The 20,692-nt window shown below is 74.4% G+C and carries 21 protein-coding genes and 1 riboswitch; of the genes, 18 read left to right on the forward strand and 3 right to left on the reverse strand.

Annotated features, from left to right (window positions below):
• Positions 1-312: 312 nt before the first annotated feature.
• The 8 genes from LZF96_RS08685 to LZF96_RS08715 all read left to right on the forward strand — a co-directional run bounded on the left by LZF96_RS08685 (position 313) and on the right by LZF96_RS08715 (position 6,921).
• A complete protein-coding gene (locus LZF96_RS08685) occupies positions 313-1,044 on the forward strand; it encodes a DUF2993 domain-containing protein (protein ID WP_233868178.1) in 732 nt (243 codons plus the stop codon).
• 223 nt (positions 1,045-1,267) lie between these two features.
• Complete coding sequence (locus LZF96_RS27320) at positions 1,268-1,348, forward strand: putative leader peptide (protein ID WP_374203183.1); 81 nt, start codon at positions 1,268-1,270, stop codon at positions 1,346-1,348.
• Between the two features lie 203 nt (positions 1,349-1,551).
• Positions 1,552-2,394: a sulfurtransferase gene (locus LZF96_RS08690; RefSeq protein WP_233868180.1), complete on the forward strand. Its 843-nt coding sequence runs from the start codon at positions 1,552-1,554 to the stop codon at positions 2,392-2,394.
• Between the two features lie 139 nt (positions 2,395-2,533).
• Positions 2,534-2,821, forward strand: a complete 288-nt coding sequence (locus tag LZF96_RS08695) for a DUF1416 domain-containing protein (protein ID WP_233868183.1) — start codon at positions 2,534-2,536, stop codon at positions 2,819-2,821.
• Between the two features lie 217 nt (positions 2,822-3,038).
• Positions 3,039-3,272, forward strand: coding sequence for a hypothetical protein (locus LZF96_RS08700; protein WP_233868186.1), 234 nt, complete (start codon positions 3,039-3,041; stop codon positions 3,270-3,272).
• On the forward strand, positions 3,256-4,437 hold the full coding sequence (locus LZF96_RS08705; protein ID WP_233868189.1) for a hypothetical protein: 1,182 nt from the start codon (positions 3,256-3,258) through the stop codon (positions 4,435-4,437). The genes LZF96_RS08700 and LZF96_RS08705 overlap by 17 nt, the downstream gene beginning before the upstream one ends.
• A gap of 854 nt (positions 4,438-5,291) precedes the next feature.
• Positions 5,292-5,855, forward strand: a complete 564-nt coding sequence (locus tag LZF96_RS08710) for an FABP family protein (protein ID WP_233868192.1) — start codon at positions 5,292-5,294, stop codon at positions 5,853-5,855.
• Positions 5,856-6,213: 358 nt separating this feature from the next.
• A complete protein-coding gene (locus LZF96_RS08715; RefSeq protein ID WP_233868195.1) occupies positions 6,214-6,921 on the forward strand; it encodes an AAA family ATPase in 708 nt (235 codons plus the stop codon).
• A 64-nt stretch (positions 6,922-6,985) separates the two neighbouring features.
• On the opposite strand, the gene LZF96_RS08720 is transcribed toward LZF96_RS08715, so the two are convergent.
• Positions 6,986-7,747 (reverse strand): SDR family oxidoreductase, encoded by a 762-nt coding sequence (locus tag LZF96_RS08720; RefSeq protein WP_233868198.1) that lies wholly within the window; start codon positions 7,745-7,747, stop codon positions 6,986-6,988.
• A gap of 239 nt (positions 7,748-7,986) precedes the next feature.
• Positions 7,987-8,061, forward strand: a riboswitch (cobalamin riboswitch).
• 317 nt (positions 8,062-8,378) lie between these two features.
• On the opposite strand from LZF96_RS08720, the gene LZF96_RS08725 reads away from it, so the two are divergent.
• The 7 genes from LZF96_RS08725 to LZF96_RS08755 all read left to right on the forward strand — a co-directional run bounded on the left by LZF96_RS08725 (position 8,379) and on the right by LZF96_RS08755 (position 15,550).
• Positions 8,379-9,407, forward strand: a complete 1,029-nt coding sequence (locus LZF96_RS08725; protein WP_233868365.1) for an iron ABC transporter permease — start codon at positions 8,379-8,381, stop codon at positions 9,405-9,407.
• Positions 9,404-10,210 (forward strand): ABC transporter ATP-binding protein, encoded by an 807-nt coding sequence (locus LZF96_RS08730; RefSeq protein ID WP_233868201.1) that lies wholly within the window; start codon positions 9,404-9,406, stop codon positions 10,208-10,210. The genes LZF96_RS08725 and LZF96_RS08730 overlap by 4 nt, the downstream gene beginning before the upstream one ends.
• 194 nt (positions 10,211-10,404) lie before the next feature.
• Positions 10,405-11,442 carry an ABC transporter substrate-binding protein gene (locus LZF96_RS08735; RefSeq protein WP_233868204.1) on the forward strand — a complete coding sequence of 346 codons (1,038 nt, stop codon included), beginning with the start codon at positions 10,405-10,407 and terminating at the stop codon, positions 11,440-11,442.
• A 595-nt stretch (positions 11,443-12,037) separates the two neighbouring features.
• Positions 12,038-12,388: a YciI family protein gene (locus LZF96_RS08740; RefSeq protein WP_233868207.1), complete on the forward strand. Its 351-nt coding sequence runs from the start codon at positions 12,038-12,040 to the stop codon at positions 12,386-12,388.
• Between the two features lie 32 nt (positions 12,389-12,420).
• Positions 12,421-13,716, forward strand: a complete 1,296-nt coding sequence (locus LZF96_RS08745; protein WP_233868210.1) for an RNA polymerase sigma factor — start codon at positions 12,421-12,423, stop codon at positions 13,714-13,716.
• A gap of 262 nt (positions 13,717-13,978) precedes the next feature.
• Positions 13,979-14,560, forward strand: a complete 582-nt coding sequence (locus LZF96_RS08750) for a Fur family transcriptional regulator (protein WP_233868213.1) — start codon at positions 13,979-13,981, stop codon at positions 14,558-14,560.
• Between the two features lie 9 nt (positions 14,561-14,569).
• On the forward strand, positions 14,570-15,550 hold the full coding sequence (locus LZF96_RS08755) for a folate-binding protein YgfZ (protein WP_233868216.1): 981 nt from the start codon (positions 14,570-14,572) through the stop codon (positions 15,548-15,550).
• 610 nt (positions 15,551-16,160) lie between these two features.
• Here the strand turns inward: LZF96_RS08755 and dtd are convergent.
• Positions 16,161-16,586 carry a D-aminoacyl-tRNA deacylase gene (gene dtd, locus LZF96_RS08760; protein WP_233868219.1) on the reverse strand — a complete coding sequence of 142 codons (426 nt, stop codon included), beginning with the start codon at positions 16,584-16,586 and terminating at the stop codon, positions 16,161-16,163.
• A gap of 163 nt (positions 16,587-16,749) precedes the next feature.
• Here dtd and LZF96_RS08765 point away from each other — a divergent pair, with 163 nt between their 5' ends.
• The 3 genes from LZF96_RS08765 to LZF96_RS08775 all read left to right on the forward strand — a co-directional run bounded on the left by LZF96_RS08765 (position 16,750) and on the right by LZF96_RS08775 (position 20,309).
• Positions 16,750-17,475: an ABC transporter substrate-binding protein gene (locus tag LZF96_RS08765; protein ID WP_233868222.1), complete on the forward strand. Its 726-nt coding sequence runs from the start codon at positions 16,750-16,752 to the stop codon at positions 17,473-17,475.
• A 369-nt stretch (positions 17,476-17,844) separates the two neighbouring features.
• On the forward strand, positions 17,845-18,849 hold the full coding sequence (locus tag LZF96_RS08770; protein WP_374203177.1) for an asparaginase: 1,005 nt from the start codon (positions 17,845-17,847) through the stop codon (positions 18,847-18,849).
• A 134-nt stretch (positions 18,850-18,983) separates the two neighbouring features.
• Entirely contained in the window at positions 18,984-20,309 is a 1,326-nt protein-coding gene (locus tag LZF96_RS08775; protein ID WP_233868225.1) for a GNAT family N-acetyltransferase, read from the forward strand.
• A 169-nt stretch (positions 20,310-20,478) separates the two neighbouring features.
• Here LZF96_RS08775 and LZF96_RS08780 read toward each other — a convergent pair whose 3' ends face one another.
• Entirely contained in the window at positions 20,479-20,682 is a 204-nt protein-coding gene (locus tag LZF96_RS08780; RefSeq protein WP_143624218.1) for a hypothetical protein, read from the reverse strand.
• Positions 20,683-20,692: the final 10 nt, after the last annotated feature.

The raw sequence follows: 20,692 nt of genomic DNA on the forward strand, positions 1-20,692 counted from the left end.
GCCCCGACCCCGGCCCGGTGGACTCCGGATGAACGCCCCGAACGGCGCGACCGGGCCCTTCCGATGACCCTCCGCTCCGGGGTCGACGCCATCGATCGGGACGCGTGATCGACCGCGTGTCGGGCACGTGTAACGGGCCGGCTGCAAGCTTTCGGGGCCCCGTCGTCCGGCGCGGACCTCGGGTTACGCTCGCGGCGGGTGTGTCCGCGCACGCCCCGTGCACCCCTCCGTCACCGTTCGCGCCCCCGTTCCTCCCGTCATCCCGTCCCGCGGATCCCACTCCCGCCCCCTCCCTCTCGGAGAGTCACCCCGATGCGTGTGCTGCGTACAGGTCTCATCCTCCTGATCGTCCTGGGCGTGTTGGCGGTGGTCGCCGACCGCCTCGCCGTGCGTTGGGCCGAGGGCGAGGTGGCCTCCCGCACACAGGGCGCGATGGAACTGGAGCGGGAGCCCGAGGTCTCCATCGAGGGCTTCCCCTTCCTGACCCAGGTGGCGGGGCGGGAGCTGGAACGGGTGCGGCTGTCGCTGGACGCGCACCGGATACAGCTGGACGACCAGGAGGTGACCGCCCGGGACCTGTCGCTGGACCTGCGGAACGTGGTGCTGGAGGACGGGTACCGCAGCGCCGTGGCCCGGGACGCCGAGGGTTCGGTGGTGCTGGGGTACGAGGACCTGAGCGAGCTGGCGACGCAGGACGTGCTGGGGCTCAGCGACCAGCTCGCCCTGGAGGTCTCGTACGGCGGTGAGGACGCGGAGGACCACCAGGTGGCGGTCCAGTTGCTGATCCTGGGGCAGGAGGTGGTCCCCCCGGTGCTGGCCCGGATGTCCTTCGAGGGTGACCTGCTGTCGCTGCGCCTGGACGACATCCCCTCGCTGCCGCTGCCGGGGCTGGAGGACCGTCTGCGGGACGCCGTCCATCGGGAGCGGACCCTGCACGGGCTGCCGAGCGGGGTGACCCTGGAGGGTCTGGTGGCCACCGAACGGGGCGTGGAGCTGACCTTCAGCGGTACCGATCTGCCGCTGGGCGGCAACGGCCTCGGCTGAACCGACCGGCGGCCGGGGACGGCGACACGGGACCGCGCCGGCGGCCGACCGGGGAACGCCCGGATGGTGAGACACCCCGTGCGGCCCGGGGCCCTCCCGGGTCGCGCGGAGCCGCCGGGGAGGGCCCCGGAACTCTCGATGTCCCGCCCTTCGGGCGAAAATGTCTCACCATGCGGAATGACGGTGACAGAGGGGCCGTCCCCTCCGTACGATCGCGACCATGATGCGACAGGCGGATCTCACGAAGCGACGGGCTGTCGACCTTTGCCGCGTCGCCGCCATGCTCTGTCGCCGCGCCGCCTGACGGCCCCCTCCACCCCGCACCGCCGCGCCGGCGCCCCCGAAACGGGCACGGCACCGCCGCGCCGCCGTGCCCGCCGGGGCAGCGCGCCCACCCGGCCCCCCCGTTCCCGGGCCTCCGCGTGGCCGTCACCGGACCATCGTTTCCGCACGCGACCGCAGCATCACCCGCCGAAGCAACAGCATCCGTCGAAGGAGAGAGTCAGCATGAGCCGTAATGACGTTCTGGTGGACGCCGACTGGGTCCAGGCCCACCTGGACGACCCGAAGGTCGTCGTCGTGGAGGTGGACGAGGACACCTCGGCCTACGACAAGAACCACATCAGGAACGCGATCCGGATCGACTGGAAGAAGGACCTCCAGGACCCGGTGCGCCGCGACTTCGTCGACCAGGAGGGCTTCGAGAAGCTGCTCTCCGCCAAGGGCATCGGCAACGACGACACCGTCGTCCTGTACGGCGGCAACAACAACTGGTTCGCCGCCTACGCCTACTGGTACTTCAAGCTGTACGGCCACCAGGACGTCCGGCTGCTCGACGGCGGCCGCAAGAAGTGGGAGCTGGACTCCCGCGACCTGGTCGCCGAGGTGTCCGAGCGCCCCGCCACGGAGTACCGCGCCAAGCCGCAGGACACCTCCATCCGCGCCTTCCGCGACGAGGTCGTGGCGGCGATCGGCGCCCAGAACCTGGTGGACGTGCGCTCCCCCGACGAGTTCTCCGGCAAGCTGCTCGCCCCGGCCCACCTGCCGCAGGAGCAGTCGCAGGTCGGCGGCCACATCCCGACCGCCCGCAACATCCCTTGGTCGAAGTCGGCCAACGACGACGGCACCTTCCGCTCCGACGAGGAGCTGACCGAGCTGTACCGCGAGGAGGGCGTGGACCTCGACGGCAAGGACACCATCGCCTACTGCCGCATCGGCGAGCGCTCCGCCCACACCTGGTTCGTGCTGCACGAGATCCTCGGTCAGCAGAACGTGAAGAACTACGACGGCTCCTGGACCGAGTACGGCTCCCTCGTGGGCGTCCCGGTCGAGACCGGCCCCGCCAAGTGACACCCCGCCCCGCCCGACGCGGGCGGGGCCCCCGGCACCCCACCGGTGACCGACCCGTCCGGGTCGATCACCGGGATCGGGCCGCCGGGACCGCGGCCGGAATCCGAGAAGGCCCCGACAAGGAACAGGAACCCATCGCATGTGCGGAGCACAGCCCGGCGGCCCCGACGCCGCCTCGATCAAGCCCGGCGAGACCACCATCCAGGGGTACGTCACCCGTGCCGGTGAGCCGGTGAGCGGCTACGTCCGGCTGCTCGACGGCACCGGCGAGTTCACCGCCGAGGTCCCCACCTCGGCGACCGGCCAGTTCCGGTTCTACGCCGCCGAGGGCACCTGGACCGTGCGGGCCCTGGTGCCCGGCGCCACCGGCGACCGCACCGTGGTCGCGCAGCCGGGCGGGGTGGCCGAGGTCGCCATCGCCCTGTGAGACCCCTCGTCCCGTGAGGGCGGTCCCGCCCCCGGCCGTGTGGCCGGCGGACCGCCCGACGAGGCCCGTCGGGGGCCGTGTTCCACCCGGAGCGCGGCCCCCGAAGCGTGCCCGGGCACGGGTCCGGCGAGGACCGGGGGACCCGGGTTCGGCGGGTTTCCGGCTCGCGTACGGTGGGTGACCGGCCGGCGACGGGGAACACGGCCCGGAGACCGAATTGAGCGGGCAGGAGGCCACCGCCCTGCTCAAGGACCGCGTCGCCCATTGGCCCGACGAGGCCCGCCGGGCGTGGGAGGACGGCCTGGACTCCATGGAGCTGCGGGGCATGGCGATGCGCTCCTACCAGCAGCGGGGGCAGGACTCGGCGATCGAGATCGCGCTGACCGAGTTCTCCTCGGCCGGGGACGCGGAATCCCGGCATCGGGGCAACGCCCGTGCCCGAGGCCGATGACGACGCCGGGACGGCGACCGGCACCGCGCCCGACACCGGCGACGACACGTCCGACAGGCTCGGGGGCGCGAGCGGCCCCGACACCATGGCCGCACCCGACACCGACGACGATGTGACCGAGGCCGCCTCCACGTCCGACTCCGCTACGGCGGCCCACACCGCCACCGTCGCGACCACCACCGCGATCGCCCCCTCAACCGGCCCCGAGCCCACGACCGCCCCCGGTGGCGGCGGGGCACGACCGGGTCGGGGGGAGGCGCCGGAGAGTCCCGCCCCGGCGGTGGCGCCTCCCCCGGACGGCGCCCCGCCACCCGCACCGACCCAACCGCCCGCGCCGGGGTCCGCCGAGGCTCCGTCCGGGGACCCGGACCCCGCCCCGACCCCCGCCCCCGTGTCGTTTCACCGTCGGCCGTGGGTACGCGCCGCCGGCCACTGGGTTCTCGCCGCCGCTCTCTTCGCGGGCACGGCGACCGGCACCGCACTGACCGTGATGGACCGGGAACGCGGCGATGTCCCCGGCCTGGCCACCGAACACGACGGTCGCTGGGAGTTCGGGGAACTGACACTCCCCGCCCCGCCGGAGGGCCGTCCGCGTCCCTTCTCCGCCGGGAACCCGGCCGGGATCCACCACGCGGAGCCCCGTTCCCTCCTCCTGTCGGCCCCCGACACCGCCGGGTCCCACCCCTCCCTGCCGGACGGTGACCACGTCGCGCCGGAGATCTTCGCGGAGAGGTTTCCGGAGGACGAACGGGATTCCCTGCTGGAGGAGTTGATCCCGGATCACCCGCTACGGCACGTCACCGCACGGGGATGGACGATGCCCGAGGACACCGAGGTGGAGATCTTCCACCTGCGGTTCACCACCGAGCCCGTCGCCCGGAACTTCCTGAACACGGGCTTCGGCAGCCTCGGCACCCTGTTGTCCCCGGAGGGGATGGGCGGCTGGGTGGTGGACACCGACTGGCCGGCCGGCTCCACCGTGGTGGGCGGGGTGCGCGTGCTCCCGCTGCGGGTGAAGGAGGCCACGGAGGAGAGCGGGTACGTACGGGGGGCGTGGTTGCGGGCGGGCGACACCATCGCCCTGGTGACGCTCCGCCATCCGACGGCGGCGCCGGGGGTGCCCTTCGAACAGACCGTCATCCTTCAGGCCCGGCTTCTGGGTTGACCCGGTCGGGTGACCCCGGCGGGAAACGGTCGGAGGACCGGTCCGTGGACCGGTCCTCCGACCGGGGGTACGCGATGTCCCGGTGACGGCCGGTCGTCCGTCGGCCGTCACCGGGACCTCGTGGCGCCGGTTCCCGTGTTTCGCCGGGCGGCCGTTCGGGCCCCCGGCGAGGTCCGGGAAGGTCGGTGGTTCGAGTGTCGCGGTGGGGTGGTGTCATCCGATCGTGTGGGGACAACGGTCCGTGGTGGTGACGGAGAGTCGCGCTGTACCTGCTGCCCGGGGTGGTCCCGGGGAGTGGCGCCCGACGTCGTCGGTGCCGGACCCGCCGGTCCGGGGACGATGCCGCCCCCGGCCCCCCGGCTCCGCCGGCGACGCCGGGCGGCGGCTATCGGGTGGTACCGCAGTTGGGACAGAGCCAATCGCCTCGAGGGCCCTGTTGCATCGCGGCACCGCAGTGGGGACAAGCCATGATCACACCCTTTCCACGCGGTTGGACGCGGCCGATCGTGTTCGCGTTGAGTGACGATGGTCACAGCGGGTTGCATGGGTCACAGGGAGTTGTCTGCTCGATCGACGGATGTCTACCCCCTACCGGGCACCCCCCACCTGACCGGTCCGGTCCGTCACCGGACGGTTAGACTCGGGCGCGTTCGTCCCCACCCGTCCGCACCCGCCGGAGGAGCCTCCCGTGCTGGAAGCCTTTTTCATTACCCTGATGGTCCTGGTCGGCGTCGGCACCGCCGCCTTCACCGGTCTGGTGATCACCAAGCTGTACCAGGGCCAGCGCTGAGGCCACAGGCCCGGCCGGCGCGGTCCCCGCACGCACCCCATCGAGAGACACGGCTGATTCCGCGATGTTCGAGATCCCGTCCGACCTGAACCCCGCCCTGGTCCCCCTGGCCTTCCTGCTCGGCACCTGGCAGGGTGCCGGCGTCGCGGACTTCCCGGACCGGGAGGCGTGCAACTTCGGCCAGGAGGTCACCTTCGCCCACGACGGGCGGGACTTCCTGGAGTACCGCTCGCACAGTTGGCGCCTGGACGGGGACGGCAAGCGGATCGGGCCGCTGGAGTCCGAGCACGGCTTCTGGCGGATCGACGGCGAGCGCCGCGTGGAGATCGTGATGATCCGCGACCAGGGCGTCGCCGAGGTCTGGTACGGCGAGCTGGCCGAGGGCAAGCCGCAGATCGACCTCGTCACGGACGCCATCGCGCGCACCGGCGGCTCCCCCGAATACACGGGCGGCAAGCGACTGTACGGGTACGTCAAGGGCGACCTGATGTGGGTGGGCGAGAAGGCCACCCCGGAGATCCCGCTGCGCCCCTACATGTCCGCGCACCTCAAGCGGGTGGTGGACCCCCGCGAGTGGGTGGGCGACCTGAAGGACCTCCCGGACGACGGCGTCGCCTTCTTCCGCTGAGCCGTCCCGGCGCCGGGAGCCGCCCGGGGTCGGGCCGCGTTCCACGCCCGCCGCCCGGCCGGACGCACACCCCTGTACCGGACACCCCGCCGGCGCTCGCCGGGCGAGCGGGGATCGGTGTTCCCCATGCCCCGGGCGGCGCGCTTCGCGGAGGCCGATCCGAACTCCGCACCCCCGACGTCGCGCGTCCCCACCCGATGTCGCGATGTCGTGCACACCGCTCCGCCCCCGCTGTCCGGACCACCGGGACGCCCCCGGGCGGGGGCACGGACCGCGACCACCGGGCCTCCCCCGCCCGGGGCGACACGGCGCGGCCGGATATCGGTCCGGCCACCCGGCCACCCGGGAGAATCGCCCCATGCTGATCGAACGCGCGTACGCACACGTGGCCTCCGCCCCGCCGGACGAGTGGCCCTGGTCCGTGCCCTGCGTACGCGAACTCCTCGAGGACGGACTGCGGTTCACCGCCCCGGTGACCTTCCTCGTCGGGGAGAACGGCTCGGGGAAGTCGACGCTGGTCGAAGCCCTCGCGGAGGGCTTCGGCCTGGACTCGTACGGCGGTTCCCACGACTGGCGCTACGCGAGCCCGCGCCCCAAGTCACCCCTCGGCGAACGGGTCCGCTTCGACCCCACCGCGCACGGCCGACGGATGATGAGCGATTGGGCGGCCCGCAAGGGGTTCTTCCTGCGCGCCGAGACCGCCCTCGACGCGTTGGGCCGCGAGGGCGTGGGGCCCGACTCGATCAGCCACGGCGAGGGTTTCCTCGCGGCGTTCCGCGACCGGTTCACACGTCCCGGCCTCTACGTGATGGACGAGCCGGAGGCGGCGCTCTCCTTCACCTCCTGCCTCGAACTCATCGGCCACCTGAACCGCCTGGTGGAGAGCGGCGGGCAGGTCGTCTGCGCCACCCACTCCCCCCTGCTGACCGCGCTGCCCGGCGCCGACATCATCGAGGTCGGCGAGCACGGCACGCGGCGCACCGCCTGGTCCGACCTCGCCCTGGTGGACCACTGGCGCCGCTACCTCGCCGATCCCCGGTCCTACCTGCGACACATCCTCGACTGAGCCCCCGGACCGCTCGTCCGAACCGGAACCCGGGACCCGCTCCGCCGGCGCCGGTACCGCCGGCTCAGGGGGTGCGCAGGGCTCCGCCGTCGATCGGGACGCTCGTGCCGGTGATGTAGGAGGCCGCCGGGGAGAGCAGGAAGGCCGCCACCCGTCCGAACTCCTCCGGCTCCCCGTACCGGCCCAGCGGGATCCCCGCCAGGGCGCGCTCCCGGGCCTCCGGGCGCGCCCGGTCCAGCGCGGCCGTGCGGTCGGTGGCGATCCTCCCCGGCAACAGGCCCAGCACCCGCACCCCGCGCGGCCCGTACTCGTCGGCGAGGTCCTTGGCCACCATGGCCAACCCCGGCCGCAGACCGTTGGAGATGCCCAGTCCGGTGATCGGCGAACGGGCCGAGGAGGAGAGCACCAGGCCGATCGCCCCGCCCCCACCACCCTTCGCGAGGTGGGCGGCGACGGTGCGGGAGCACCGCACCGCGCCGAGGAAGACGCTCTCGAAAGCCGCCCGCCACTGGTCGTCGTCGGCCGAGGCGGCGGTGCCCGGCGAGGGTCCGCCCACCGAGATCAGCGCCCCGTCCACCCGCCCGTACACCTCACCGGCCAGTTCCAGGAGCCGGCCCGGCGTCCCCGGGTCGGCGAGGTCGGCGACGGTGCCGACGGTCGGCGAGAGGGGGGAGAGCTCCGCCACCGCGCGGTCCACCTTCTCCTTGTCCCGCGAGGAGATCACCGTGCGGGCGCCCTCTGCGGCCAGTGCCCGGGCGGTCGCCAGGCCCAGGCCGGCGCTGCCGCCCGTGACGACGAAGACCCGCCCGGAGAGTCCGAGATCCATGTGCGCGTTCCCTTTCCCGGCACCCTCCCGCGCGGCCGGGGCGCGGAGGGGTGCCCCGCTGTGTCGTCTCTGTGTCGCCGCCGTGCGCGACCCGTCCCGCCGGGTCCGTTCCATCGGCCCATCCCGTCGGGAGGCCGATCGCGGAACCGTCCGGCGGCTGCCCCCGAGCATGCCGCCCACCGGCCCCGGCCGCAACGCCTCCCGGCCCGGCGGGATACGCTGCCCGGCGAGCCTCCCCGGGGGAAGTCCGGTCGAAATCCGGCGCTGTCCCGCAACGGTGGGCGGAACCCCGTGTTCCGCGAGCCCGATCACCCGGTGCGGCCGACGCTCCTGCCGACTCGTCGTGGACTGCGAGAGGGAGACCGCGCCGGGTGACCCCGGCGCGGGCTGCCGCCCCCGTGTGTCCCGGCCCGAACCGAGGGACGGTGCCCGGGTGACCCCTCCGCAGAGTCCTCCGCGCCTTTCGCGTTTCCCGCGCCCCTTTCGTCCCGCCGACGACCCACTCGCCGACGGCCGCGCCGAACCCGACGGTGGGCCCGCCACCGAAGCCGCCGCCCGTGCGAACGGCCGCCTCGCGCGCCTCCGTCGGCGGCCCGCCGCGCACGCCCCCGGCACCCCGCGCCGGGTTCCGCTGCCGCCCCTGCTCCTCGGCCTGACGGCGGCGTTGACCTGCTCCGTGGTGGCCGCCGTCACCCTGGGCCCCTCCTCGCTGGCCACCGGTGACGCGCTGCGCCTGCTGTGGGCGGGGCTGACCGGCGGCACCATCGCCCCCGACGAGGTCTCCTCCTACACGATCGTGTGGGAGATCCGTTTCCCGCGGGCGGTGCTGGCCGTGGTCGTGGGGGCCGGCCTGGCGGCGGTGGGGGCGGCCGTGCAGGCGATGGTCCGCAACGCCCTGGCCGATCCGTTCGTGCTGGGCATCTCCTCCGGCGCGGCGGTGGGCGCCAACGCGGTGCTGTTGTTCGGGGCGTTCACCGCGCTGGGGGTGTGGGCGCTGTCGGGCGCGGCGTTCGCCTCCGCGTTGCTGGCGATGATCCTGGTCTACTCCGCGGCCCGCTCCCCGCAGGGACTGGTACCGCTGCGACTGGTGCTCACCGGCACCGCCATGGCCTACGGCTTCTCGGCGATCACCACCCTGATGGTGTTCCGCGCCGAACGCGGCGAGGCGGCCCGTTCGGCGATGATGTGGCTGCTCGGCAGCCTGGGCGGGGCGACCTGGGCGTCGGTGCCGATCGCGGCGACCGCCGTGCTCGGCGGGTTGGTGTGGCTGCTGTTCGCCTCCCGCCGGCTGAACGCGCTGGCGATGGGCGACGAGACGGCCTCTGCGCTGGGCGTGGACCCGCACCGGATGCGCCGGGAACTGTTCGTGGTGACGGCGGCGATGACCGGGTGCGTGGTGGCGGTCAGCGGGGCGATCGGCTTCGTCGGACTGATGGTGCCGCACGCGGTGCGGATGGTGGTGGGCGCGGACCACCTGCGGGTGCTGGCGGTGGCGCCGCTCGCCGGAGCGGTGCTGCTGGTGTGGGTGGACGTCGGTTCGCGGCTGGTGATGGCGCCGGCGGAACTGCCGATCGGCGCGCTGACGGCGGTCCTCGGTGTGCCGTGCTTCCTGCTGCTGATGCGGCGGCGGGGCGGTCCGGCGTTCGGAGGCGCGCGATGAGGGTGACGATCGACGCGCTGACCGTGGAGGTGGCCGGGGCGCGGCTGGTGCGGGAGGTCTCGCTGACGGCCGGCAGCGGTCGGGTGGTGGGCCTGGTCGGCCCGAACGGCAGCGGGAAATCCACCGTACTGCGCTGCCTGTACCGGGCGCTGCGCCCGGCCTCGGGCACGATCCTGCTCGATGACGAGGAACTGTCCGGCCTCACGCCCCGGGAGGGGGCGCGGCGGGTGGCGGCGCTGCCGCAGGAGACGAGTGGGGAGTTCGACTTCACGGTGGCCGAACTGGTGGCGATGGGACGCATCCCGCACCGGGGCACCGGCGGTCGGACGACCGCCGACGACGAGGGGATCTGCGCGGCGGCCCTGGAACGCGTGCACGCCTCGCACCTGGCGGAGCGTTCCTTCGGCGGGTTGTCGGGCGGGGAGAAGCAGCGGGTGCTGATCGCCCGGGCGCTCGCCCAGCAGCCACGCGTACTGGTACTCGACGAGCCGACCAACCACCTGGACATCGCGCAGCAGTTGGAGGTGTTGGCGCTGGTCCGCGACAGCGGGCTGACGGTACTGGCCGCGCTGCACGACCTGAACCTGGCGGCCTGCCACTGTGACGAGCTGTACGTGATCGCGGGCGGCGCGATCGTCGCCTCCGGACCCCCGGAGCGGGTGCTGACCGCCGAGCTGTTGGCGGAGGTGTTCGGGGTGGCGGCGCACCCGGTGCGCCATCCGGTGACGGGCGCCGTGCAACTGCTCTTCGACCGGCTGCCGGCGGGGCCGCCGGGGCCCCGGGGCCCGGCGGGGACGGGCTGAGCCCCGCCCCCGATCCCGACCCTCCCCGAAGGAACCCCGACCGTCCGGCCGTCCGCCGACGGTCACGACCCCCCGCGCCCCGGCGCGGGAGAGAACAGGAATCCGTGAACGACATGAAGCCCACCATCCCCGTCATTCCCGCCATCCCCGTCGATCCCCTCGCGCCCGTAGGGTCCGTCGGATCCGCACGGCCCGTGAACGCCCGCGTCCGGCTGTCGGCCGTGGCGACCGCCGCCGTGCTGGCGCTCGGCGCGACCGCCTGCGGCGCGGAGGTCGAGAACACCGGGGAGTCCGCCGCGACCGACGCGGCGGACACCGACCACTACCCGGTGACCATCACCAACTGCGGCGAGGAGGTGACCTTCGAGAGCGCCCCCGAGCGGGTGCTGACCAACGACGTCGGCATCACCGAGATCATGTTCGCCCTCGGCCTGTGGGACCGGATGGTCGGCTACGCGATGTTCGCGGACGACCGCGCGAGCTCCACGGACGTGGAGTGGGCCGAGGGTTACGAGCGGACCGAGTGGCTCTCGGAGGACCGGATATCCATGGAGCTGATCCTGGACTCCGAGGCGGACCTGGTCTTCGCCGGTTGGAACTACGGCTTCGCCGAGGACCGCGGCCTGACCCCCGACACGCTCGCCTCGCACGGCGTGGGCTCCTACCTGCTCACCGAGTCCTGCCGCAGCGGCGAGGGCTCCGCGCGCGGCGTGATGCCGCCGCTGGAGGCCCTGTACACCGACCTGGAGCAGTTGGGCGCGCTCTTCGACGTCGAGGAGCGCGCCGAGGAGCTGATCGAGCGGTTCCGCTCGGAGGTCGCGGCGACCGAGGAGGCCGCCCCGACCGGTGAGGACCGTCCCCGGGTCTTCCTGTACGACGACGGCCGGGACAAGCCGCTGACCTCCGGGGCCTACGCGGGCCCGCACGACATCATCACCCGCGCCGGCGGCGACCACGTGATGGCCGATCTGGAGGACTCCTGGGTCACGGTCGGCTGGGAGACCGTGGTGGAGCGCGACCCCGAGGTCATCGTGATCAACAACTACGGCGGAACCACCGCGGAGGAGAAGGAGGCGTTCCTGAAGTCGCACCCGCCGCTGGCCGGCGTCTCCGCCATCGTCGAGGACCGGATCTTCGTCCTGGACTACGTGGATCTGGTGGAGAGCCCGCGCAACCCGGCGGCTGTCACCGCGCTGGGCGAGTACCTGCGGGAGGTCGCCCAGCGGGGCTGAGGCACCGAGCCCGCCCCGGGGCCGCGGATCGGGGAAAGCCCCGAAGTTGTCGGGGGTCGACCCTCTTTCGGCGGGGCCCGCCGCGTCGGCCCTCTCCCGCGGGCGATCCGGCGGACGGCGGTGACGCGGTGGTGCATCCCGGCGCCCGGGAACGGCGGGGCCCTCGTCACCGGGCGGGCTCCGTTCGCTCCGCCGTGCGCGGAGCGGGGGTTCACCGGCCCGACGGGCAGCGAAGCCGGCGTGTGCCCGCTCGAGACGGCTTCGGGGTGCGCCCCCGCGCCCGGTGTGCCCGACGAACGCCGGGTGGATGCCCGCCACCGGGGGATTCCGGCCCTCCCGCCCACCGGGAGGAGATCGGCTCGGACCGGATCCGCTCGGCGTCTTCCGCTCCCGCTTCGGCAGGGGAACGATGTGGGGAACCGGCGCCCCAAAACCGCCGCCACGTGGCTCACCGGAAGCGGGAAGGGGCACGGCCACCGGACCCGTCCCGAAAAAATCCTCGGGGACGTGTCGATCCGACCGCGTCCCGTTCGTCGTCACGGTGTACGGCGACCCGCCGTGCGAGGGGACAACCGAACCCGACAGGAGTCGGACCGTGAAGTACATGTTGCTGATCAACGCCGGTGCGATCGACGAGCAGGGCGCGGCCGCCGGCTGCGACGTCGAGGACTGGATGGCCTACGACAAGGAGATGGGGGACGCGGGGATCCGGGTCTCCGGGGAGTCGCTGGCCGACCTGGTCACCTCCACCACGGTACGGGTCGACCGGGAGGGCGGGCGATCCGTCACCGACGGGCCGTTCGCCGAGACCCGTGAGGTCCTCGGTGGCTTCTACGTCATCGACGTACCGGACCTGGACGTCGCACTCGACTGGGCCGCCCGCTGTCCCGGTGCGCGCGGCGGCGGGTCGGTCGTCGTCCGTCCGATCGCCGGGTTCGGGGCCTGACGGTGAAGGACGGGGGAGTCACCGGCACCGACATGCCCATCGGGTCTTCCCACCCCTCGCCGGTTCGCTCGTCCGTGGAATCGGTGTTCCGTGAGGAGCACGGTCGGCTGTTGGCCTCCCTCGTCCACCGCTTCGGCGATCTCGACCTGGCCGAGGAGGTTGCCTCGGAGGCTGTGGAGGCGGCTCTGGTGCACTGGCCGGCCGTGGGCGTTCCGGCCAGGCCCGGAGCCTGGCTGATGACCACGGCCCGGCGCAAGGCCATCGACCGTTTGCGGCGGGACCGCACATACGCCGCCCGCCTCGCCGTCCTGCGGGTGGAGGCGAACCGGGCCGACCCCGCCCCGCCCGCGGACGACGACGGCGACGGCGGCCTGCCCGACGACCGACTGCGGATGTTCTTCACCTGCGCCCATCCCGCCCTCGCGGCCGAGGCCCGCACGGCGCTGACCCTGCGCTGCCTGGCCGGGCTCACGACGCCCGAGGTGGCGCGGGCCTTTCTCGTCCCCACCACGACGATGGCCCAACGGATCGCCCGGGCGAAGAGGAAGATCCGCGAAGCCCGCATCCCGTTTCGCGTGCCCGGTACCGACGAACTGCCGGAACGCCTGCCCGGGGTGCTCCAGGTCATCTATTCGATCTTCACCGAGGGGTACGCGGCGAGTTCGGGCGCGCGGTTGCAACGACTCGACCTCGCCCGGGAGGCCATCCGGCTGGCGCGGATCCTGCGCCGGCTGATGCCCGCCGAGCGGGAGGTCGCGGGCCTGCTCGGGCTCATGCTGCTGATCCACGCGCGACGCGAGGCCCGGACCGGTCCGAACGGCGAGCTCGTGCTGCTCGACGACCAGGACCGCGCCCGCTGGGACCACACGATGATCGAGGAGGGAAGCGGCCTGGTGGTCTCCTCGTTGACCGGCGGACCACCCGGCCCGTACGGGGTACAAGCCGCCATCGCCGCCCTCCATGACGAGGCCGCCGACCCCGCGACCACCGACTGGCCGCAGATCGCGGCGCTCTACGACGTACTGCTGCGGCTCGTCCCGTCCCCGGTCGTCGCGCTGAACCGCGCGGTGGCGGTGGCGATGCGCGACGGCCCCCGGGCGGGCCTGGTGCTGCTCGACGAGCTGGCCGACGAACCGTCACTGCGTCGCCACCACCCCTACCCGGCCGCCCGGGCGGATCTGCTGCACCGACTCGGCCGGCTGTCCGAGGCCGCCGCGGCCTACCGGGAGGCGTGCGACCTGGCCGGCACCGAACCCGAACGGGAGCACCTCGGACGCAGGCTGGACGCGGTCCTGTCATCCGGACCGGACGACGAAGGCGGCGCGTGACGGCGGGACACCCCGGTCGTCGGCACCACGTGCGCCACCCATCCACCATCCATCCACCGGGAGCGGGTCGTTCACCTGCTCCCGGTGGGGACGCCGCCCGCGTCGTCCACGGACATCGTGATGCCGGCTCCCCGGGCCCGTTCGGGGTGGCCCGTCCGAAGCGGGTCGCCGTCGGGCCCCACCCGCCCCGCGGGCCGGGGCGACCGGGCCGGTGCCGACCGGGCGGGCCGCCCCGTCGGCGTGCCCGCCTACACTGGGCGGCGTGGTGAGCACCGACTGGCAGAGCGACCTGCGCAAGCGCGGTTACCGGCTGACCCCGCAGCGGCAGCTGGTACTGGAGGCCGTCGAGCGGCTGGAACACGCGACCCCGGACGAGTTGCTCACCGAGGTGCGGCGCACCGCCGGCGGCGTGAACATCTCCACCATCTACCGCACACTGGACCTGCTCGAGGAGTTGGGGCTGGTCTCCCACTCCCACATCGGGCACGGCCCGCCGACCTACCACCTGGCGGAACACCACGACCACATGCACCTGATGTGCCGGGGGTGCGAGGAGGTGTTGGAGGCGCCGCTGGAGCTGGCGGAGCCCTTCGCGGAGCGGTTGCGCGCGACGCTGGGGTTCGAGACCGACCTGCGGCACTTCGCGATCTTCGGCCACTGCGCGAACTGCGCCGCCGACCCCCGGGCCCCGGCGGCCGGGTCGGAGCCGGACGCGGAATCGACGGCCGGGGGGACGCGAGCCGCCGGACGCCCCGGGACAGCCGAGCCGGAGGCGGCCGTGCCGGGCACCGGGGCGCCGGGGGCCGACGGGTCGGAGGCGGACGCGGCGGTCGGCCGGCCGTAGGCTGGGCGCATGTCGTCCTCGCCCTACACCAGTCCGCTGCTCTCCCTGCCCGGCGCGGTCGCGGCCGAGTCCCCGGACGCCGGGGTGGCCGCGCACTACGGTGACCTCTTCCGCGAACAGCGCGCGCTCTCGCGGGGTGAGGGCTTCGTGGACCTCTCGCACCGCGCGGTGGTGACCGTCACCGGCGAGGACCGGTTGACGTGGCTGCACCTGCTGCTGACCCAGCACGTGTCGGAGCTGCCGCCCGGCCACGCGACCGAGGCGTTGATCCTCTCCGCCAAGGGGCACATCGAGCACGCCCTGTACCTGGTGGACGACGGTTCCACCACCTGGGCGCACGTCGAGCCGGGCTCGGTGGAGGCACTGCTCGCGTACCTGGAGAGCATGAAGTTCTTCTACCGGGTGGAGGTCGCCGACCGCACCACCGACTTCGCGGTGGTGCTGCTCCCGGCCGGGTCGATCGTGAAGGCTCCCGCGGACACGATGGCGCGGGAGACGGCGGAGGGCCGGGAACTGTTCCTGCCGCGTGGCGAACTGACGACGTTCGCCGAGGCCAACGGCCCGGCCGCCGGGGTGCTGGCGGCGGAGGCGTTGCGGGTGGAACACCACCGTCCCCGGCCGGGCCGGGAGACCGACCACCGCACCATCCCGCACGAGGTGGGCTGGCTGGAGACCGCCGTCCACCTGGACAAGGGCTGCTACCGGGGTCAGGAGACGGTCGCCCGGGTGCACAACCTGGGCAAGCCGCCGCGCCGGCTGGTCTTCCTGCACCTGGACGGCAGCGAGGTGACCATCCCCGAGCACGGCGACCCGGTACGGCTGGCGGCCGACGGGCCGGAGGGACGGCAGTTGGGATTCGTCACCACGGCGGCGCGCCACCACGAACTGGGGCCGATCGCGCTGGCGCTGGTGAAGCGGAACGTCCCGGCGGACGCCCCGCTGCTGGCCGGCACCACCCCGGCGGCCCAGGAGCCGATCGTCGAACCCTGACGGGACCCGGCGGGTCGCGGCCGGCCCGCGGGGACCGACCGTCGGCGGGTGGGCGCCATCGAGCCCGGCACCGCCACGGGTTCCCGGCTCGGGCCGATCCCCCTCCGGCCGACGGGGAGACCGGCCCACCGGAGGGAACGGCGTGCCCACCGGGCTCACGGGCGTCCGCGGTCCCGGCACCTCCCGGGAGACCGGAGCACCGGGACCGCGCGCTCGCGGAGGCGCGACCATCGACGCCATCCGGGGTCCCGACCCCGGGGTCCCTTCCGCGGAAGTACGCGACGCCCCACCCGGCCCCGGCCCCGGCCCCGGCCCCGGGATCACGCTCGCGGAGGCGCGACCACCGACGCCATCCGGGGTCCCGACCCCGGGGTCCCTTCCGCGGAAGTACGCGACGCCCCACCCGGCCCCGGCCCCGGCCCCGGGATCACGCTCGCGGGGGCACGCGACGCCCGACACCGCACCGGGCTCGCGGGCGTCCGCGGCGATCGTCACCGTCCGGACCACCCGGGGGAGGCCCGGGCCGGTCTCACCGGACATGCCCGCCTCCGCCGGTTCGCCCGAAGGGATGACCCCGCCGGGGCCGGGACCCCGGCCGCACCCGCCCGGTTCAGACCTCCAGGAGGACGGTGAAGGGGCCGTCGTTGGTGAGGCCGACCCGCATCGCGGCGCCGAAGCGACCGGTGGCGACCTCGGCGCCCAGCGTCCGCAGTTCCGCGCAGACCGCCTCGACCAGCGGTTCGGCGACGTCGCCGGGAGCGGCGGCGTTCCAGGTGGGGCGACGGCCCTTGCGGGCGTCGCCGTAGAGGGTGAACTGGGAGATCACCAGGAGCGGGGCGCCGGTGTCCGAGCAGGAGCGTTCGTCCCGCAGGATTCGCAGCGTCCACAGTTTGCGGGCGAGGCGGGCCGCTTGTTCGGGGCCGTCCTCGTGGGTCACCCCGACCAGGACGCACAGGCCCTCGCCGGTGATTTTCCCGACCGTCTCGCCGTCCACGACCACGGAGGCGCCGTCCACCCTCTGTACCACTGCTCGCATGTCGCCCATGATGCCGGACGCGTTTTCTCCCCCGGGAGAGCGCCCGGATGGGTCCGGATGGGTGCCATCGGCTGCGCGGGAGGGCCGCGCGGTGACACGATGCGGGACGCGGGGGCACGTACCGCACGACAGCACCAAATCGGGATGAGGGGAAGAAAACCCGATGATCACACCCAGTCCCGGAGGGTCGTCCGCCCGCCGGTCGACGCCCCGGGGCGCCCGCCCCGGAGCGCGCCCGCCCCGGACGCTCCCCGGCGACCCCACCATCGGCGAACCCCATACCGCCGACGGCCGCCGACCCCGTCCCCCCGCCCAACGGCGGGCCCCGGACGCGGAACGCGCCGCGACCACCCGGCACGGGTCGGGAACCGCGCGCCCCGGGCCGCCCGTCGTCCCGGACCCGCGCGACCTCACCCTCGGCGAACTGCGCACGCTGCGCCGCCGCGCCCACCGCGAGGAGGACGCCCTCAGCTACGTGCGCCGGCTGCTGCACGGTCGGATCGACATCCTGCGAGCCGAACGCAGACGCCGCGACCGCCCCGACGAGCCACTCCTCGACCGGCTCGCGCAGATCCTCACCGACCCGCCCACCACCCGCCGGACCGCCCACCGGCACCTGGCGGTCTCCACCCCCGCCGGCGAGGAGTACCGCGAACTCGCCGAACGACTCCTCGCCGAGGTCGAACTCTCCGACCTCCGCGCGCGCACCGACGACGAACTGCGCGACGCCCTGGGCCGGCTCGCCCGCTACGAGGCCCGGGTCTCCCACCGACGACAGGCCCTCCAGCGCATGGCGGACGGCTGCGGCGCCGAGATCGCCCGCAGGTACCGTGAGGGGGAGGCGAGCATCGACGATCTGCTCGCCCCGCCCCCGCACGACCCCGTGTGACGCCCCGGACCCGGCGACGGACCGGGAGCACCCCGCCCACCGGCGGGTCGCCCCGCCCGCGCCGCGACGTCCGCGCCGTGGCGTCCGCCGTGAGACGGGTCCCGACACCGGACCCCACGGCGGACGCGGTGTCCCCCGCGGACATCCCACCGGCCGCCCCACCGGACCCCCGCCCGCCCCGGCGCGCGGGGGTCCGGCGCGGTCGGTGTCCGGCGCGGTCGCCGGTCGGTCGGGACGCGCCACCGGATTCGACGCGGGGACGGGGCCGGCCCCGGGGACCCCGGGTGACCGACCCCACCGGTGCCCCGGACACCCCGGGTCGCCGTTCCGTCCGCCGCCCACCCGTCGACCGTCCCCGGAGGACCCGCCGTGTCCGCAGCCCCGCACCCCTCCCCGCCGCAGTCCGCCGCCGAACCGCCCACCGCCGACCCCGCCGCCCCGCCGGTACTGGCCGAGGTCGTGCGCTCCGGCTTCGTCGAGGGCCGGCACCGCGGCTCGCTCGTCGAACTGGCCGCCGACGGCACCGTCCGCCGCGCCCTGGGCGACGTGACCTCTCCCTTCTTTCCCCGCTCCAGCAACAAGCCGATGCAGGCGGCCGCGATCCTGCGGGCCGGCGCCGAACTGGACGGCGAGGACCTGGCCATGGCCGCCGCCAGCCACGCCGGGGAGGCGTTCCACCGGGCCCGCACCGCCGCCGTGCTCTCCGCGCACGGCTTCGCCGAGGACGACCTGATCTGTCCGCCGGACCTGCCCGGCGACCCGGAGGAGGTCGAGCGGGTGCTCGCCGCCGGCGGCGGACGCACCCGGCTCGCCATGAACTGCTCCGGCAAGCACGCCGCCATGCTCGTCGCCTGCGCGGCGAACGGCTGGACCACCGCCGACTACACCGACCCCGACCACCCCCTCCAGCGCCTGGTCCGGGAGACCCTGGAGGAATTGAGCGGCGAGGAGATCGCGCACACCGGCGTCGACGGCTGCGGGGCGCCGCTGATGGCGATCTCCCTGACCGGTCTGGCCCGCGCCTTCCGCGCCCACGTGCTGGCCGATCCCGGCACCCCGGAGCGCCGGGTGGCGGACGCCATGCGCGCCCACCCCGAGTACATCGGCGGCACCCGCCGGGAGGACACCCGGCTGATGCGGGAGCTGCCGGGCGTACTGGCCAAGGCGGGCGCGGAGGGCGTGCAGGCGGTGGCACTGGCCGACGGGCGCGCGCTGGCGTTCAAGATCGAGGACGGGGCCGGCCGGGCGCGCGGCCCGGTGCTGGCCGCCGCGCTGGCCGCCATGGGGGTGGAGCACCCGGTCCTGGAGGGGATCGCCGAGGCCCCGCTGCTGGGCGGCGGACGCCCGGTGGGCTCGGTACGGGCGATCGTCTGACGGGGCGGCCCCACGAGGGGCCGACGGATCCCCGACGGGCCCTCGGCGGGATGTCCCGAGGGGGCGTCCGGGGCCGGGTGCCGGCGCGCGGAAAATGCGTGGCGGCTCCCGGCCGTCGGTCCTACCGTCGGACCATGCCCCCGGACACGCCCGTACAGCAGCCCTCCGTATCCGCCGCCCCGACGCGCCCCGGCTCCGATCCCGGCCCCGACATCCGAGCCGTCGGCGACGACGCCGACCTGCTCACCGCCTGGATCGCCGGTATCCGCACCGGCTTCAACGCCCCACCGGGCGGCGACCCGAAGGAGGTGTCCGACCGCCTCGCGGGGATGGACCTCTCCCGCGCCCGGGGCGTCTTCGACGAGGGCCGCTGCGTGGCCACCTTCCGCTCCTTCGACCAGGAGCTGACCGCCCCCGGCGGGAACGCGGTGCGGGCCGACGCCGTCACCGCCGTGACCGTCTCCTCCACCCACCGCCGGCGCGGCCTGCTGACCCGGCTGATGACCGAGGACCTGCGGACGGCCCGGGAGCGCGGCGACACCGTGGCCACCCTGATCGCGGCCGAGTACCGCATCTACGGCCGCTACGGCTTCGGCCCGGCCGCGAGCGCGACCACGCTGGAGATCGACACCGCGCGGGCCGGTTTCGACCCGCGCCACACCGGTCGGCCGGAGGATCTCGGGCTGTCCGGCTCGATCCGGTTCGCCGACCCCAGGGAGGTGCGGAAGATCGGGCCCGAACTGCACGAGCGGTTCCGCCGCCTGCACCCGGGCGCCATCGATCGGGACGACTTCTGGTGGGACCGGTTCACCGGCGTCGTGCGGTGGTCCGACGACGACTCCCCCACTCCGCGCCACCTGCTCTACACGGACGCCGAGGGAGTGCCGCAAGGGCTGGCGAGCCACACGATCGACGAGACCTGGACGCACGGCCGCCCCGACAACCTGCTGAACGTGCGCTCCCTGATCGGCACCTCACCGCAGGCCGAGCGGGCTCTATGGCACCACCTGTGCTCCAACGACTGGGTGGGTCGGGTCTCCACCGGGAAGAGGGGTCCCGACGATCCGGTGCGCTCCGTGCTGCCCGACCGCCGCGCCGCCCGGATCACGAACCACTGGGACTTCCTGTGGGTCCGTCCGCTGGACACCGCCGCGATGCTGCGCTCGCGGTCCTACCGCACCGACGGTGAACTGGTGGTGGAGGTCCGCGACCCGCTGGGGTTGTCCGGGGGACGCTTCCTGCTGACCGCCTCGCCGGAGGGCGCCGAGTGCGCCCCCACCGACCGGTCCGCCGACCTGGCCCTGGACACCGGCACGCTGGCGGGGCTGTGGCTGGGCGAGCGCTCCGCGACCCTCGCGCACGCGGCCGGGGAACTGGACGAGGAGGCGCCGGGCGCCGTGGTCCGGGCCGACCTGCTGCTGGGGACCGGCCGCCGTCCGTGGTGCGCGGACGTCTTCTGATCCGGGGGTTCCGGGGCCGGGCCGTGGTTCCGTTCCTCGGGACCGCGCGCCGTCGGCGACGTGGACACCGGGCCCTCCGGGAATCGTTCTCCGGGCCTCCGCCCTCCGGGGCGGCCGGCCCGGGGCACCGGGGCGTCGGCACGCGACGGGGGCGTGCCGACGCCCGGCCTCAGCCGAGCGCCAGCAGCCCTGCCGCGACCGCCAACAGACCCACGCTGAACTGCCAGCGCATACCGCTCTCCGGTCCCGACTCCCACAACACGAAGGCCACCAGCACCGTGGCCGCCACGACCTGCCAGCCGAGCTGGAGCAGGAAGGGCAACAGGACGTGGAACACCAGTGCGCTCAACGCCCGGACCCGACCCTCAACCATGATCGCCTTC

The organism is Streptomyces sp. ST2-7A (assembly GCF_021390475.1).
Taxonomy (GTDB): Bacteria; Actinomycetota; Actinomycetes; order Streptomycetales; family Streptomycetaceae; genus Streptomyces.